This window comes from Flavobacterium sp. 2 (genome assembly GCF_049949195.1).
GTDB lineage: Bacteria > Bacteroidota > Bacteroidia > Flavobacteriales > Flavobacteriaceae > Flavobacterium.
Genome location: NZ_CP188206.1, coordinates 4,572,504 through 4,589,203, shown reverse-complemented (window position 1 = coordinate 4,589,203; position 16,700 = coordinate 4,572,504). Strand labels below are relative to the sequence as shown.

Annotated in this window: 15 protein-coding genes; 12 read left to right on the top strand and 3 right to left on the bottom strand. The window is 34.6% G+C overall.

Going from position 1 to position 16,700, the window contains the following annotated elements; translation table 11 throughout:
• Nucleotides 1-196 precede the first annotated feature (196 nt).
• From ACNFIH_RS20005 to ACNFIH_RS19990, 4 genes are read left to right on the top strand one after another with little or no spacing between them, the layout of a single operon-like run.
• Complete coding sequence (locus tag ACNFIH_RS20005) at nt 197-802, top strand: NAD(P)H-dependent oxidoreductase (protein ID WP_426484494.1); 606 nt, start codon at nt 197-199, stop codon at nt 800-802.
• A gap of 2 nt (nt 803-804) precedes the next feature.
• Nucleotides 805-1,083, top strand: coding sequence for a putative quinol monooxygenase (locus ACNFIH_RS20000; protein WP_426484493.1), 279 nt, complete (start codon nt 805-807; stop codon nt 1,081-1,083).
• Nucleotides 1,084-1,092: 9 nt separating this feature from the next.
• A complete protein-coding gene (locus tag ACNFIH_RS19995) occupies nt 1,093-2,070 on the top strand; it encodes a zinc-dependent alcohol dehydrogenase family protein (RefSeq protein ID WP_426484492.1) in 978 nt (325 codons plus the stop codon).
• Nucleotides 2,071-2,130: 60 nt separating this feature from the next.
• Nucleotides 2,131-2,589 (top strand): DUF3291 domain-containing protein, encoded by a 459-nt coding sequence (locus ACNFIH_RS19990; RefSeq protein ID WP_426484491.1) that lies wholly within the window; start codon nt 2,131-2,133, stop codon nt 2,587-2,589.
• A gap of 116 nt (nt 2,590-2,705) precedes the next feature.
• On the opposite strand, the gene ACNFIH_RS19985 is transcribed toward ACNFIH_RS19990, so the two are convergent.
• Nucleotides 2,706-3,413 (bottom strand): class I SAM-dependent methyltransferase, encoded by a 708-nt coding sequence (locus ACNFIH_RS19985; RefSeq protein ID WP_426484490.1) that lies wholly within the window; start codon nt 3,411-3,413, stop codon nt 2,706-2,708.
• Between the two features lie 252 nt (nt 3,414-3,665).
• On the opposite strand from ACNFIH_RS19985, the gene ACNFIH_RS19980 reads away from it, so the two are divergent.
• The gene (locus ACNFIH_RS19980) at nt 3,666-4,547 is read left to right on the top strand and encodes a LysR family transcriptional regulator (protein WP_426484489.1); all 882 of its coding nucleotides are present in this window, start codon (nt 3,666-3,668) and stop codon (nt 4,545-4,547) included.
• Nucleotides 4,548-4,864: 317 nt separating this feature from the next.
• The gene (locus ACNFIH_RS19975) at nt 4,865-6,151 is read left to right on the top strand and encodes a DUF2130 domain-containing protein (protein ID WP_426484488.1); all 1,287 of its coding nucleotides are present in this window, start codon (nt 4,865-4,867) and stop codon (nt 6,149-6,151) included.
• 168 nt (nt 6,152-6,319) lie between these two features.
• Here ACNFIH_RS19975 and ACNFIH_RS19970 read toward each other — a convergent pair whose 3' ends face one another.
• Nucleotides 6,320-6,751, bottom strand: a complete 432-nt coding sequence (locus ACNFIH_RS19970; RefSeq protein WP_426484487.1) for an META domain-containing protein — start codon at nt 6,749-6,751, stop codon at nt 6,320-6,322.
• A gap of 103 nt (nt 6,752-6,854) precedes the next feature.
• A complete protein-coding gene (locus ACNFIH_RS19965; RefSeq protein ID WP_426484486.1) occupies nt 6,855-7,628 on the bottom strand; it encodes an META domain-containing protein in 774 nt (257 codons plus the stop codon).
• Between the two features lie 270 nt (nt 7,629-7,898).
• Between ACNFIH_RS19965 and nirB the strand changes: the two genes are divergently transcribed.
• From nirB to ACNFIH_RS19935, 6 genes are all read left to right on the top strand, one after another.
• Nucleotides 7,899-10,412 carry a nitrite reductase large subunit NirB gene (gene nirB / locus ACNFIH_RS19960; RefSeq protein ID WP_426484485.1) on the top strand — a complete coding sequence of 838 codons (2,514 nt, stop codon included), beginning with the start codon at nt 7,899-7,901 and terminating at the stop codon, nt 10,410-10,412.
• A gap of 222 nt (nt 10,413-10,634) precedes the next feature.
• Nucleotides 10,635-11,012 carry a nitrite reductase small subunit NirD gene (nirD, locus tag ACNFIH_RS19955; protein ID WP_426484484.1) on the top strand — a complete coding sequence of 126 codons (378 nt, stop codon included), beginning with the start codon at nt 10,635-10,637 and terminating at the stop codon, nt 11,010-11,012.
• Between the two features lie 450 nt (nt 11,013-11,462).
• The gene (locus ACNFIH_RS19950; protein WP_035647019.1) at nt 11,463-12,047 is read left to right on the top strand and encodes a DUF4202 domain-containing protein; all 585 of its coding nucleotides are present in this window, start codon (nt 11,463-11,465) and stop codon (nt 12,045-12,047) included.
• A gap of 7 nt (nt 12,048-12,054) precedes the next feature.
• The gene (locus ACNFIH_RS19945) at nt 12,055-13,866 is read left to right on the top strand and encodes an ATP-binding protein (RefSeq protein ID WP_426484483.1); all 1,812 of its coding nucleotides are present in this window, start codon (nt 12,055-12,057) and stop codon (nt 13,864-13,866) included.
• A gap of 572 nt (nt 13,867-14,438) precedes the next feature.
• Complete coding sequence (locus ACNFIH_RS19940) at nt 14,439-15,098, top strand: response regulator transcription factor (protein WP_035647022.1); 660 nt, start codon at nt 14,439-14,441, stop codon at nt 15,096-15,098.
• 97 nt (nt 15,099-15,195) lie between these two features.
• A complete protein-coding gene (locus tag ACNFIH_RS19935) occupies nt 15,196-16,674 on the top strand; it encodes an MFS transporter (protein ID WP_426484482.1) in 1,479 nt (492 codons plus the stop codon).
• The last annotated feature ends 26 nt before the right edge of the window (nt 16,675-16,700 follow it).

Sequence of the window (16,700 nt, the reverse complement as noted above, 5' to 3'; positions counted from 1 at the left end):
AGGAGGAATGACAAACTATGAGAACTATGTTTCTATGTGTTTCAAAAAAATCTCAAAAATTAAATAATTAGAATTTGGGCGTGTTCGCCGCGGCGAATCGGGCTATCCGTTGCAATCTTTTATGCCGAACCCCGGCATAAAAGGATTTCCACTGCTATCCCTCACGCATCCGTTTTCAAAAGAAACAATAATTAAAATGAAAAAGATATTTATAATTAACGGCGGACAAAAATTTGCTCATTCAGGTGGAAAATTCAATCAAACAGTTCAGGATTGGACAGTTGAATTTCTTTCAAAAAACACAAATTACGAAATCAAAACAACGCATATAGAAAGCAAAATCGATCTTCAGGAAGAAGTTGAAAAATTCGTTTGGGCAGATTTAATCATTTATCATACACCGGTTTGGTGGTTTCAAATCCCGAATCTTTTCAAAAAATACATTGATGATGTTTTTACGCAAGGACACAACAACGGAATCTACAAAAGCGATGGAAGAAGCCGAGTAAATCCAGATATTAACTACGGAACTGGCGGACTTTTACATGGAAGAAAATATATGCTTACAACAAGCTGGAACGCACCTGCAACCGCTTTTACGCTTCAGGGAGAATTCTTCGAGGAAACTTCGGTTGACGATGGCGTAATGTTCGGTTTTCATAAAATGAACAAATTTACCGGAATGGAAAAAGTAAATGGATTTCATTTTCACGATGTTGAAAAAGGTGCTACACCAGAAAATATTATTACCTTTAAAGAACAGTATACCAAACACTTAGAAGAAACCTTTAAAACTTTATAATTATGATATCAATTACCGCAATCATTAAAAGTAAAAAAGAGAATATTCAACAACTTCAAAGTTTATTGAACGACTTGGTTGTCGAAACTAGAAAAGAAGCAGCCTGTGTGCGTTATGATCTTCACCATTCTGAAAACGTTTTTATAATCTGGGAAGAATGGAAAGATCAAACTGGCTTAGATCTTCACAACAATCAATCGCATTTACAGGATTTTATCAGCAAAAGCGAAAATTTTGTTTCTGCTCCTATTCAGGTTTACAAAACAGCACAAATTTTATAATTAAACCACATGAAAGCATTATTCACAAATACATACGAATCTGAGTTCGTAAAAACCGAAATAGCAAAACCTACTCCTAAAAAAGGAGAAGTTTTAGTTAAAATCCACGCAAGTGGCGTAAACCCAATTGACAATAAAATAAGATTAGGACTTTCTCCTTATGCTTCACCTGTTTTGCCCGCAATTTTAGGGACTGACCTTGCTGGCGTTATTGAAGAAATTGGCGAAGACGTAACTGAATTTAAAGTCGGTGACGAAGTTTACGGACTTGCCGGAGGTGTTTTAGGTCTTCAAGGAACTCTAGCCGAATATACCGCTGTCGATGCCGACTTATTGGCCATAAAACCAAAAAACCTAAGCATGAAAGAAGCTGCGGGAATTCCGTTGGTATTGCTTACAGCTTGGGAAGGTTTAATTGACAGAGCAAAAATTCAAAAAGGCGACAAAGTTTTGGTTCACGCGGGCGCAGGCGGCGTTGGACACATGGTAGTGCAACTTGCCAAAATTTTTGGTGCCGATGTATACGCAACAGTTTCCTCTCAAAAAGCAGAAATCGTAAAATCATACGGAGCAACTCCAATTGATAAAAACACAACAGTTGATGATTATGTAAATCAATACACAAACGGAAAAGGATTTGATATTATTTACGATACTATTGGCGGTCAAGCATTCGATGATTCATTAAAAGCAATTCGTCATTACGGACAAATTAGCAGTTGTTATGCTTTTGGAACTCATACTTTAGCAATAAGTTCACTTCGTAATGCAAGTATTCACGGTGTTTTTGTTTTGCGTCCAATGATTGGTAACGAAGGAAGAAAGCATCATGGTGATATTTTAAAAGAAACAACAAAATTTATTGAAGAAGGAAAACTAAAACCACTAATTGATCCCAGAACATTCACTTTAAACAATGCGATGGAAGCGCACAAAGCTGTTAGTGACAATTCTGCTATTGGAAAAATTGTTATAGATATAACTTAATTGTTCGAAATAATTATTCAGAAAAAAACTAAATTGCTTCATATTCAGAAATATAAAAAAATGAGCAATTACCATCTTGCCGAAATTAATATTGCGAAAATGAAAGGAGTCGATATCAACGACCCCATCATGAAAGAATTTGTAGACAATTTAGATTTAGTAAATACTTTAACCGAAAACAGCGAAGGGTTTGTCTGGAGATTAAAAGACGATAGTTATAATGCTACAAGCCTGAATCCATATAATGATGAGCAAGTTATCATCAATGTATCGGTTTGGGAAAGCATTGATACACTGGAACATTATATGTACAAAACTTTTCACAGTGAATTTTTAAAGCGAAGAAAAGAATGGTTTCAGAAATTCGGAAAAGCGCACACAGCCATGTGGTGGATTCCAAAAGGACATATTCCAACTATGGAAGAAGCTGTTGAAAAATTAGATTACCTTCAGCAAAACGGCCCATCAGAATTAGTTTTCGATCTTCGAAACAAATATCCAATGCCCGTTGAGGCATAGTTTTATAGCCACGAATTCACGAATTTATTTTTTTGAAAATCTATACGCAAAGATTTTAAATAAATTCGTAACCCGAGCGATAGCGAACAGGCGAAGCAATTCGTGGCGAACAAAACTTATTTAATTCCGCCAAAAGCTCCGAAACACATATTCTTGTGCAAAATTTCAACTTTTGAAAAACCTACTTTTTTCATCAAATCCAATTGATAATTCATAGATCTTGGGGAATCTTCTTTTTCAATATAATCTAAAACTTTCTCACGGTATTCTGACCCTCCTATTCCTTCCAAATATTCGCCATAACGTTGCCAGGTATATTCATTCAATAATTCTGTGTCTTGTGTAATCAAATCCGAAATCATCAAACAACCTCCGGGTTTTAATAATTTGAATAATTTCGTAAAAGTCGTTTCCCAATCGTTATCATCTCTCAAATGATGTAAAACTGCACCTGCCAAGATAATATCAAAACTATTTTCTTCTAAATCAACTTCACGAATATCGCCTTGTTTTATTTCGACTTTTCCATTTGTTTCTGCTGAAACTCTTTCAAAAGCACGATTTAACATTGGCAAACTCAAATCGACCAAAGTGCAATTTAAGTTCGGCACTTTAGACAACATTTTTAAAGTATAATTTCCGGCTCCACAGCCAACATCTAAAACATTTTGAGCATTCTGAACAATTTTTTTAGAAGCTTCAGTTATTAATTCCAAAGAAATAGTTGCGTCGATTGTAGCGACTTGTCCTGTTTCTAAATTTGAAAATCGTTCGACATCATTATCAAATCGTTCTTTGATTTCTGCAATAGTTGATTTTTTCATAGTCTTACTTTTTTTTAAAATCTCTCGCAGTCCCGATAGCTATCGGGAGCAGATTAAGCTAATCTTTTTGCTATTATATGATTGGGATATTATTATGATTAAGATGATTTATCTAAAATTAATAATCTACTTTATCTGCTCCCGATAGCTATCGGGACTGCGAGAGACTTTTTTTTGATTTTTCAAAACTATTCTTTTTATAAATACTTTAAAAATACTATTTTTATCAATTAACAATACTTTAAAAGTATCATGGAATTACGTCACTTAAAATATTTTCTAGCTGTAGCCGAAGAACTGAACTTTACAAAAGCTTCAGAAAAACTCTTTATTTCGCAGCCTCCGTTGAGCCGACAAATAGCTGAATTGGAAGAAGAACTTCAGGCAAAGCTTTTTATCAGAAACAATAAAAAAGTAGAATTGACCGAAGCTGGAAAATATTTTGAAAAAGAAGTAAAAGAACTTTTTCAGAATCTGGAACGCATTTCGGTAAAGACAAAAAAGATTGCAGAAACCGTTTCGGGAGAATTTAGAATCGCTTACATCAGTTCGATTTATTCTTCTGTGATTTCAGAATTAATAAAACATCTGAAAGCGCAATTTCCATACGTAAATTTCAAACTTTTCGAGGTTTCAACTACGAAACAAATCGATGCTTTAGAACAAGGAAAAATTGAAATGGGAATTATACGATCACCAATTCAATCTCCTAAAATAAAATCACATCTGTGGTTTAAAGACGGATTTTCATTGGTTTACAATAAAAAATCTTTCCAAATAAAATCGGAAAACGATATTTTAAAATTGAAAGACGAAACATTTGTTTTCTTCAATAAAGACTACGCACCGCATTACCATGAAGTTTTATTAGAACTTTGTGCTTTTTATGGCTTTACGCCGAAAATCATTCACGAAGCGAATAATATCAATTCAATCGTACAATTAGTCAAAAATGGACTAGGAATTTCGATTGTTCCTTCAAACATTGCAAAAAACAATCAGGATTCTGAAATTGGTTTTATTGAATTGAAAAAAGTGAATCTTTTTACAAATGTTTCGATTATAATTTCAAAAGAAGATGATTCTGAAATTACGAGATCTGCTGTTGCGTTTTTGTTGCCACAAAGACGCTAAGACGCCAAGTTTTTTTGCCACAGATTATAATAATTAAAAGGATTTTCTCCATTTTTGTCATTTCGACGAAGGAGAAATCTTCGCAAGTGGCTCCGTTCCTATAAGCCAATCTTTGTGGAGCTTCTCGTGGAGATTTCTCCTTCGTCGAAATGACATACTATATGGATAATGTGGAAAAAGAAAAAAACTTTCCGCCTTAGCGCCTTCGTGGCTATAACAAAAATTCGTTACAATTTAGTACAGAAATCCGCATAAGAAAAACAGAAGTTTTAAATACCTTAGCAAATTATAATCCCACTCAATAAAAATCAATAAAAATGGCTGAACAATCTTCAATTCAGTGTCCAAACTGCGGAACCCCTATCGACGTAAATGATGTTTTAAAACATCAATTGGAAGATAGTATCCGTAAAGAATTTCAACAAAAAGCAACGATCCAAAATAAAGAAATAGAACTTAAAAACGAGCAATTCGAAAAAGCTAAAGCCGAATTTGAAGCTAAAAAGAAACAGGAAAATGAGCTTTTTGCCGAACGTTTGGAACGTGAAAGAAAAATAGCTGAAAAAGAAATTTCGGAAAAACTAAAAGCGAAACTTGAGGAAGAAAACAAAGATCGTTTGTTATTGATGGAAAAAGAACTCTCTGAAAAATCTGAAAAAATCAGGGAATTAAATAAAATGGAAGGTGAAATCGCAAAATTGCAACGCGAAAAACTGGAAATGAAAGACGCGATTCAGGCTGAAGCAGAAAAGCAATTGAATGTACAATTAGGTTTGGAACGTGAAAAAATCAGAAAACAAGAAGACGATAAAAACGAACTGAAATTCAAAGAACTTCAGAAACAGCTGGAAGAACAAAAAAAGCTGACTGAAGAAATGAAACGCAAGCAAGAACAAGGCTCTATGCAATTGCAAGGTGAAGTAATGGAATTAGCGATTGAAGAATGGCTTGCCAACAACTTTCCGCTTGACAGTATTGATGAAATAAAAAAAGGTGCAAACGGCGCCGACTGTTTGCAAGTTGTCAACACAAGAGAACATCAAAACTGTGGTTCTATTTATTACGAAAGCAAGAGAACAAAAGCGTTTCAGCCTTCATGGATTGAAAAATTCAAAAACGATATCAGAACCAAAAGAGCAAATATTGGAGTTTTGGTAACCGAAGTTATGCCAAACGGAATGGAACGAATGGGAATGCGAGACGGAATCTGGATTTGTACGTATGAAGAATTTAAAGGCTTAAGTGCTGTTCTGCGTCAATCATTGATTCAAGTTAGTCAGGCAGTTCAGGCGCAGGAAAACAAAGGCGATAAAATGTCGATGTTATATGATTTCCTTACAAGTAATGAATTCCGTTTGCAAGTAGAAGGAATTGTAGAAGGTTTTACGCAAATGCAAAGCGACTTAGATTCTGAAAAAAGAGCGATGCAAAGAATCTGGAAACAACGTGAAAAACAAATTGAAAAAGTGGTTCACAATACTTTAGGAATGTATGGCTCAATTCGCGGCATTGCTGGAAATGCGGTACAAACTGTGAGAGCATTAGAATTGGATTTTATTGAAGAAGAATCAGAAAATGAAGATTCTAAAGAATTATTGGAATAATTAAACACAATCTTGTCATTCCGAGGAACGAGGAATCTCCGTATGCTGAACACGCAACGAGAATCCAAATCTTTGTCGAGTTTCTTACGGAGATTCCTCGTTCCTCGGAATGACAAACATAACATAAAAAAAAGGCTTCGAAATCAATCGAAGCCTTTCATTTTTTAATTAACCTTTTTTGAAAGACATTGTAAGTCCAAATTGGTTTGAAAGGAAGAGTTTATTATCCTTAATAGAATAACCTGATGTTGTTTTTAACAACTGCGTAAACTCGCCTTCTTTTTTTGCATCACACTTTTTAGTTTCTGATGTAAGATTTAAAACTTGGATTTTACCATCCTCTTTTGAAATCAAATTGCCTTTAATCGCATTACATCCAGTCGAACCAGAAAATGCAGAGGGCGTAATTACAATTTTCGGAAAACTTGAAAAATCCTTCTCAGTAATAATTTTTCCGTTTAAATTCTCTAAAATCCAAGTTTGCTGTAGTTTCTTTTCAACCGAGTTTTCATTAGCAGAAGCCGTTGCTTTTGTTTCTTTAGTTGATTTACAACTGCAAACTAGCGATACTGCAATTAATAGCATTAAAATCCTTTTCATGTAAAATAAATATTATAAGTTTTATTTTACAAAAATATTTTAGTGCTAAAACAAACTAGATCCGAATAAGCTTTTTTTTAACTACAATACGACATATTAAATTTTAATCTACCTTCTTAAAAACAGCTAATTTCCCTGAAGGATTAGACAAAATCAGCTGATTATTTCCAATCGAATAAGTTGTAGTACTTTGCAACGCTTTCAAAAAATCTCCTTCTTTATTTCCAGGAGCGCAAGCCATTAAAGTTGAAATTACCTTTGTGAAACGCAAAACATCTTTTTCAAAAAAGATTTGTCCTGTTATCGAATTACAGCCACCAAAACCAGAGAATCTGTTTTCTGTTGAATTAATCTCAAGTCTTGGAAACTCCCTCTGAAAATCAGTCGCAAAAACTTTGTATCCATTCAATTCTTCCAAAACCCAAATATCATGAAGTCGATAATCGGTTAAGTATTTTCCGCATCCGCTCAGCTTTTTCGTTTCTAATTCCGAATTATTTTTAATTTCAACTTTTACGCTATAAGGCGAAATCGCACCAGACATCGAATCCTGACAATCCAACTGTTGAATCGTAATTATCGCCGAAGCAGATTCATTACTAACTTTATACATCTTTACATTAGCATCCATCGCTTTTATAGCTTCCACAGCAGGAAAAACTAGCTTTTCTTTTCCTGGAATGAGCGAAGTAAAAACAATTTCCTCATTTCCTATTTTGATTCCCCAAAACGGTTCATTTCCTGTTCCTTTAAAGTAATATTTTAAATCTTCTTCTGTGGAACTTACAGAAGATGTTGTGCCAGATTCTTTGTTTGCAGTCGTTTTACAGCCAATTATTAAAACTGATAATAACAATATTGAAAGTATTTTTTTCATGAGATCTTAGTTTAAAAATGTTCTTTTTTTTCAAAACACCTATAAAATTCTTATGAATTTACGATATTTTTTTGAAACGCTTATTTAGAATCCTTTCAAATTTTAAAAAACTAAATCACTCAAAAATCATCTAAAACCCGCACTACGTAAATGATTACGACAAAATACGTAGTAACAAAAACTCCTATCTACTTAAAAAAATAAATTTATTACGTATTTTTATAAGTATAAATACTTATATTTGCGTAGTAATACTTAATTAAAGAAATCATGATTAGAGTAATAGTAGTTGGAAACGGCATGGTTGGTTATAAATTTTGCGAAAAGTTTGTTGCAAAATCAGGACAAGAAAAGTATCAAATCACTGTATTTGGAGAAGAACCGAGACGTGCTTATGATCGCGTTCACTTGAGTGAATACTTTGGAGGAAAAACGGCAGACGATCTATCACTTTCAACAAGCCAATGGTACGCCGAAAACAATATTATTCTAAATACATCTGAGCTAATTACAGATATTAATCGTGATGCAAAAACTATACATACACACTTAAGCAAAACACATACGTACGACTACTTAGTTTTAGCAACAGGTTCTTCGGCTTTTGTTCCGCCAATTGAAGGTGTCGAAAAAGAAGGTGTTTTTGTGTACAGAACTATCGAAGATCTTGACGCCATTATGGCTTACGCTAAAAAGATAAAACAAAAAGGCGCAACCGAAGCGGCAGTTTTAGGTGGCGGTTTATTAGGACTTGAAGCTGCAAAAGCGGTTAGAGATTTAGGATTGAATCCGCATGTGGTGGAATTTGCTCCACGATTGATGCCGAGACAATTGGATCAAGGCGCGAGTGATATGCTTCAGTCAAAAATTGAAGAATTAAACATCGGAATTCACCTTAACAAAGCAACGCAATATATTGACGGAAAGGAAAGTATAACAGGAATGATGTTTGCAAACGACGAATTGTTAAAAGTAGACATGTTGGTTATTTCTGCCGGAATTAAACCTCGCGACGAACTGGCAAGAGTTTCAGGGCTTGAAGTTGGTGTACGAGGCGGAATTGTGGTAAACAATCAAATGCGAACATCAGATCCTTCTATTTTTGCGATTGGCGAAGCAGCTCTTTACAATCATAACATTTACGGACTTGTTGCGCCAGGTTACGAAATGGCCGATGTAGCCGCGGAGCAAATCTTAAATGGTGATAAAACCATGAGAGAAACCATCGATATGTCAACACAATTGAAATTAATTGGTGTTGAAGTTGCGAGTTTTGGTGATCCTTTTATTGAAAATAATGACGTTACTGCTATTATTTATGAGAATAAATTAAGTGGTGTTTATAAAAGAATCAACGTTACCAAAGATTCTAAAACGCTTTTAGGCGGAATTTTAGTCGGAGATTCAAGCGATTATAATTCGCTTTTCCAGATTTACATCAATGAAATGGCATTGCCTAAAAATCCAGAAGATTTGATTTTAGGTTCTCGTGACGGTTCCGAAGGTTCTTCTTTAGGAAGCGTAATGGATTTGCCTGATACTGCTGTAATCTGTTCTTGCGAAAATGTAACTAAAGGCGCTATTTGCTGTAAAATTTTAGACGAAAGTTGTTCTTCACTTTCAGATGTTGTCAAAGCAACAAAAGCAACTTCGGGCTGTGGAGGCTGTAAACCAATGGTTTCTGATTTGGTAAAAGCGACTCAAAAATCCTTAGGAAAAGAAGTAAAAGAAGTTATTTGCGAGCATTTCAGCTACACGCGTCAGGAATTATTTGATTTGGTAAAAATCAATAAATACGAGAATTTCTATGATGTTCTCGATCATCACGGAAAAGGCGATGGCTGCGAAATTTGTAAACCTGTTGTAGCTTCTATTTTCTCTAGTATTTACAACGATACGGCAAACAAACACGTTACAACGCAAGATACAAACGATAGATTTTTAGCCAATATTCAGCGAAACGGAACTTATTCTGTTGTTCCAAGAGTTGCCGGAGGCGAAATTACTGCCGAGAAATTAATCGTGATTGGCGAAGTGGCAAAACAATTTGATTTGTACACTAAAATTACCGGAGCACAAAGAGTTGATTTATTCGGAGCGCATTTAAGTGACTTGCCAAAAATCTGGAAAATCTTAATCGAAAATGGTTTTGAAAGTGGTCACGCTTATGGAAAATCGCTTCGTGCTGTAAAAAGCTGTGTTGGAAACGCTTGGTGCCGTTACGGAATGGACGACAGCGCTGGATTTGCAATAGAATTAGAAAACAGATATAAAGGAATCCGTTCTCCGCATAAACTAAAAGGTGGCGTTTCAGCCTGCATTCGCGAATGCGCCGAAGCCCGCGGAAAAGATTTCGGATTAATTGCCGTTGAAGGCGGATGGAATTTATACATCGCAGGAAATGGTGGTGCCAATCCAAAACATGCGGTTTTATTAGCCGAAAAAATAGATAAAGAAACGGTTATAAAATACATGGACAGATTTTTAATGTATTACATCCGCACTGCCGGCCCGCTAATTAGAACTTCAACTTGGCTAGAAAAATTAGACGGTGGTTTAGAATACTTAAAACAAGTAATTATCGAGGATAGCTTAGGAATCTGCGAAACACTTGAAGCTGAAATGCAGACTTTAGTAAACACTTTCGAATGCGAATGGAAACAAGTTCTAGAAAAACCAAGATTATTGAAACGTTTCAATCATTTTGTGAACTCAGACGAGAAAGATGACAACATTGCTTTTGTGCCATTAAGAGATCAAAAAATGCCTAAAGCTTGGTCGTAAAAATGTTTTAATCTCGCAAAGTCGCAAAATCAAATTCTAAAACTTAAAAAAAACTTTGCGCCTTCGCGACTTTGCGAGCAATTTCAATCATAAAGCTCCAAAAAAAGAAAAAAAAATCATTAAACGTTTGCTGTCCTTCTTACCCTCTTTTTTACTGCGCCATCAAAACTCTCTTGATTGTAAAAAGAGGGCTAAGAAACAGGAAATCAAAACTTAATCAAAATGGAAGAAATCTTAAATCAATACGAAACGGTTCACGCAAGCGATGCTACAATTTGGTTCAAAGCGGGTAAAGTTGAAGATTTCCCGACCAACCGAGGCGGATGCATTAAATATAAAAACAAACAAATCGCGATTTTTAATTTTACACGCCGTAACCAATGGTACGCTTGCCAAAATGCCTGTCCACATAAAATGGAAATGGTGCTTTCAAGAGGAATGACTGGTTCTGCCGACGATATTCCAAAAATCGCCTGCCCGATGCATAAAAAGACTTTTTCTTTAGTTGACGGTTCTAACTTAAACGGCGAAGAATATAGCATTGCCACTTATCCGATTAAGATTGTCGAAGATGAAGTTTTTGTTGGCTTTGTAGATTAATTTATAGCCACAGATTACACAGATTAAAAGGATTTTTTCTTCGCCACGAATTTCACAAATTACACTAATTTAATTCGTGGAGATCCGTGAAATTCGTGGCGAAAACAATTCAAATTATCCACAAAGATTAAAGGATTTTTTTAAATAAATCTTTTAATCTGTGGCAAAAAAATTAAATAATAATTTAAGCAAACTCGCGAATTCGTGGCGAAAAAAAATAAACCCCAAATTAAATCCAAAAAATCCTTTAATCTGTGGCAAAAAACCAAAACAATAATTCGTGCTAATTCGTGAAATTCGTGGCGAAAAAAAATAAACCCCAAATTAAATCCAAAAAATCCTTTAATCTGTGGCAAAAAAACAAAAACAATAATTCGTGCTAATTCGTGAAATTCGTGGCGAAAAAAAACATAATTCCGTATCTTTGAAATTCTATTATCAAACCAAAAAATGACTACACCTTTTCAAAAAGCAAGCGAATGGATTGATGCTGAAAATGCTCAGGATCCAAACATCGAATTAGACCAAAACACAGAATATCCAAAAGAATTATTGTATTCAAACAGGATGTACGAAAAACTAATGCAGTTTGAACCAAATGCATCAGAAGAAATTCAGATCGCTTCAAAAGCACAACATATTTGCCGATGGAAAGTCGCTCGCGAATCATACCCAATGGATCGTGTTGGTTATTTGAAATGGAGAGAAGAATTGAAAAAATTCCACGCTAAAACTACATCCGAAATTCTGGTAAAAGCAGGTTATGATCAGACTTTTATCGATCGCGTTTCTTTTTTAATTGAAAAGAAATTACTTAAAAAAGATGCTGAAACCCAATTACTGGAAGATGTTATTTGTTTAGTATTTTTAGAATATTACTTAGAACCATTCGTTCATAAACACGACGAAGAAAAACTAAAAAACATCATCAAAAAAACCTGGGATAAAATGTCAGACAAAGGGCATCAGGAAGCTTTAAAAATCAATTATTCTGAAGAAAATTTAAACCTAATAAAAGCTTCTTTGGGATTGTAAAAAAGATATGAAGAAAAGCAATCAGGAAGCAGCAGAAAAAATCACTTTCAAAAATTTACGCCGTCTGTATTTTTTTGCACTTCTTACTATTGCCTTAACTATAATTGTCAGTCAGTTTTTAGTACAATACAATCTGAATCAGCAGTTAAGCGATTCAAAAATCATTAATTTCTCTGGTAAACAAAGAATGTTGAGCCAGAAAATTGTCAAAGAAGTTCTGATTTTACATTACGTTTCTGATTCGGCTACAGCCAAAAAAACTTCGCATTTAAAAGAGGTTTTAGAACTTTGGAAAAAGAATCAAAATGCGTTGGAAAACGGAAATGACAGTTTAGCTTTTCCTAAAGAAAAATCAGAAACACTTTCTAAATTATATCTTGAAATCAATCCGATTTTCAATAAAATTGCACAAACTACAGATTCTTTTTTGTTGAATTTACAACAAAAAAAATCTGCTTCTGAAAACCAAAAATTGGTTCAGATTATTCTGGAAAACGAAGGAACTTTCCTTTCGAAAATGAATCAGATTGTAACGCAATACGATCTTGAAGCACACGAAAAAGTTACTGAACAACGCAAAATCGAATATTGGATTTTCGGTTTTACACTTTTGGTTCTTCTTCTGGAATTCTTCTTCATTTTCAAACCAACCAACAAGAAAATCGAAAAGTTAATTGCCCAGCTTTTATCTTCTGAAAAGAAAGCACTGAAACTGGCATACGACACGGAGATTATCAGCGAAATCAAAGAAAACTCGGTAAAAGAATTAAAATCGCTCAATTATGCGATGGAAAACACTTTGCTGTATTGCCGAATTTCACCTGATGGATCCATCATTCATATTGGAGAAAAATTTGCCAAGCTTTTAAATTACACCAAATTTTCATCTAACAAAAAATTCTCCGAAGTACTTACTGAAGACGAAAAAGAACAAGTTAATTTTGATCGTCTGATTTTCGAAAAACAACGCAGTGGCTGGCAGGGCGAAATCAAAATTATAAATAAAGACGAAAAAGAAATCTGGCTCGATTTGTCGATGGTTCCTGTAATGATCAAAAAAGACGAACTCGAACTTTTAATTGTTTGTTTCAACATCACCGAACGCAAAAAAGCACAACGCGAAGTCGAACGTTTGAATCTCGAAAACACAACCGAAAAAATCAATCAGCAAAAGATTATTTCAAGCAAAATCGTTGAAAATCAGGAAAACGAACAAAACCGAATCGCCAAAGAAATTCACGACGGAATTGGTCAAATGCTTACGGGTTTAAAGTTCAGTTTAGAAAGCATCAATCTTGATGACCGCGAAAAATCAGAGCAAAAAATCGAGTATTTAAAGAAACTTTCCCTTGATATTATAAAAGGTGTTCGCACAGCAACTTTCAACTTGATGCCGCCGGAATTAAGCGATCACGGCATCGTTTCCTCATTGGCAAAACTCACACAGGAACTTTCAAAACTAACTGGAAAAGAAATCCTTTTCTACAACAAAACCGATTTTGATCAGCGACTTGATTCCTTAATCGAAATTAACATTTATCGATTAACTCAAGAAGCCATCAACAACGCCATTAAATATGCCGAATCTTCACATATTATTGTACAGCTTTCGCACAGTGAAACTTTACTAAGTATTATAGTTGACGATAACGGAAAAGGTTTTGACGTCAATTCAGTCGACAAAAAACGCAACAGCGAATCCGGAATGGGACTTTTATTCATGAAAGAAAGAATCCAATACATCAACGGACGCGTTTTCATGAACTCCATTCCAGGCGAAGGAACCAGAATTACTTTTAATATTCCGATTCTTAAATGAGATAATGTACCAATTTGATAATTAGATAATTTTCAACTACAAAACAATTTTCTAATTGACACATTTTCTAATTTTCAAATTCATTAGGGCGAGCCACCATCCCGATAAAAGGGCTATTTTACTTTGTACTTATTCGCCCTTTTATCGGGATGCTGTCGGGCTATCCGCTCCGCTGCGGCGGATTGCTCCTATCCCTCTCGCGGACATACAGTTTCAAAAGATGATTTGATTTTATTATTAGATCTTTCCAGCATTTTTTGTCATCTTAACGCAATAAAGTATGACACAACATATTTTCAATATTGTCATTTCGAGGAACGAGAAATCTCCACAAGAAACTCTGCAATCTAAATCGCCAATTTTTGTAGAGCTACTTGTGGAGATTTCTCGTTCCTCGAAATGACAAACTTGATGTAAAACTTTCTCAGAATTTAGAGTTTTATCCTTGAAATTTAAAATTTCCAACATTAGAAATTTTAATATTGGATTTTAAAATCTAAAAAATTACGTATATTAGCGTCTTCTTTATAGATGAATATACGTAAAAATCGAGAATCAAAATTAAGTAAACTATGAGTAATATCATTCGTGTAGTATTAGCAGATGACCATGTTTTTGTTAGAGACGGAATCAAATCTTTACTGGAAAACGAAGCAAACATTGAGGTTGTGGGCGAAGCTATTGATGGTGCAGATGCCCTGGAAGTAGTTACAGAAACAAAACCAGATTTACTTATAGTAGATATCCGTATGCCAAACTTAACTGGTATCGAGGTAGTAGAAAAACTTAGAAGCGAGAATAACAACGTAAAAATCATCATGCTTTCGATGCACGAATCTGAAGAATATGTTTTAAAATCCATAAAAGCCGGAGCCGACGGATATTTATTAAAAGGTTCAAGTAAAGAAGAATTCTTAAAAGCATTGCATAGCGTTTCTGCTGGAGGAAAGTATTTCAGCGGTGATATTTCTTCTATTTTAATTGGTCAATTGACAAATTCTTCTGCATCATTAGAACCTAAACAAACTTTGGGTGAAGAAATGATGATTACCAAAAGAGAAAAAGAAATCCTTACACTTTTGTTATCCGGAAAAGGAAACAAAGAAATCGCTGAAGCTTTGGATATCAGCAAACGTACAGCAGAAGTACACCGTTTTAATTTGATGAAAAAATTGAAAGTAAAAAACTTAATGGAACTTTCTAATAAAGCGGCTGAGTATTCTTTAATTTAAAAAATACGTATAAATACGTAATTATTTTTCAAAAACTGCGTTTTAGCAGGTTTTAACTAAGTTATAGTACTTACTTTTACATAAAAATATAAGTACTATGAAAAATACAAACTCACTATCGCAATCACACAAAATTTTATTTTTGAACACATTGGCTTTTACAGTGTGTTTTGCCTGCTGGACATTAAACGGCGTTCTGGTAACCTTTTTGGTCGATAACGGAATTTTCCATTGGGATGTTATTCAAGTTGGATGGCTTCTTGGAATTCCAATTTTAACCGGATCAATCATGCGTCTGCCAATCGGGATCTTAACAGACAAATTTGGCGGAAAATATGTTTTTTCACTTTTATTATTATTAAGTTCAATTCCATTGTTTCTCCTTCCCTACGCCGACAGTTTTTTCATGTTTGCCGTACTTAGTTTCTTCTTCGGAATGGTCGGAACCAGTTTTGCAGTAGGAATTGGTTACACTTCAATCTGGTACCCAAAAGAATGGCAAGGCCGCGCTTTAGGAATCTTCGGAATGGGAAATGCTGGCGCTGCAATAACGACTTTTCTTGCTCCTTCATTATTAAATCATTTTTCAATTGATGATCCGCAAAATGGCTGGAAAATACTTCCTGTTATTTACGCTATTTCATTAGTAGTAATTGGTGTTGCCTTTTTAATTTTCGCTCAAAATAAAAAATTAGAAAGCAACGGCAAAACTATATCACAAATGTTGACACCTTTAAAATCAGAAAGAGTTTGGCGTTTTGGAGCGTATTACTTCTTAGTTTTTGGATGTTTTGTAGCTTATTCACAATGGCTTTTGCCAAATTTCATGAACGTATACCAAACGAGTTTAGTTATGGGCGGTTTGTTTGCTACAATGTTTAGTCTTCCTTCTGGCGTTATTAGAGCTTTTGGAGGTTATTTATCTGATAAATTTGGTGCCCGAAAAGTGATGTACTGGGTTTTGAGTTCTTCAGTAATTTTAAGTGCATTATTATCGATTCCTAAAATGGAAATCATGACTTCAGGTCCAGGAATATTAGCTGCTAAAAAAGGTGTTGTAAATGAAATCAGCGATAAAACCGTAAAAGTTGGAGATAAAGAATATCCAATTGCACAAAAAACAGCCAATACAGCTGAAAATGCCATTTTCCCAACTACTTCAAGCTGGCAAGATGTAGTTGTAGCGCACAATCAAAGTGTTGCCAAAAAAGAACTAATCGCAAAAGGCGTAACTGTTATTAAATTTGATGCTAATATGTGGGTGTTCTTGGTTTTGGTTATTCTAATCGGGATTTCTTGGGGAATTGGAAAAGCGGCGGTTTACAAACATATTCCTGAATATTTCCCAACAGAAGTTGGCGTTGTCGGCGGAATGGTTGGAATGATTGGTGGTTTAGGCGGATTCTTTGGCCCGATTATCTTCGGATATTTATTAACTGCAACCGGAATCTGGTCTAGCTCATGGATTTTTATTCTGATATTCTCAACCGTTTGTCTTGTTTGGATGCATTACACGATTCTTAAAATGGCACCTAAGAAACAACCAGAATTAGTTTTAGCATTAGATGCGCAATAAATCACAACAATATGATTTTAATCACA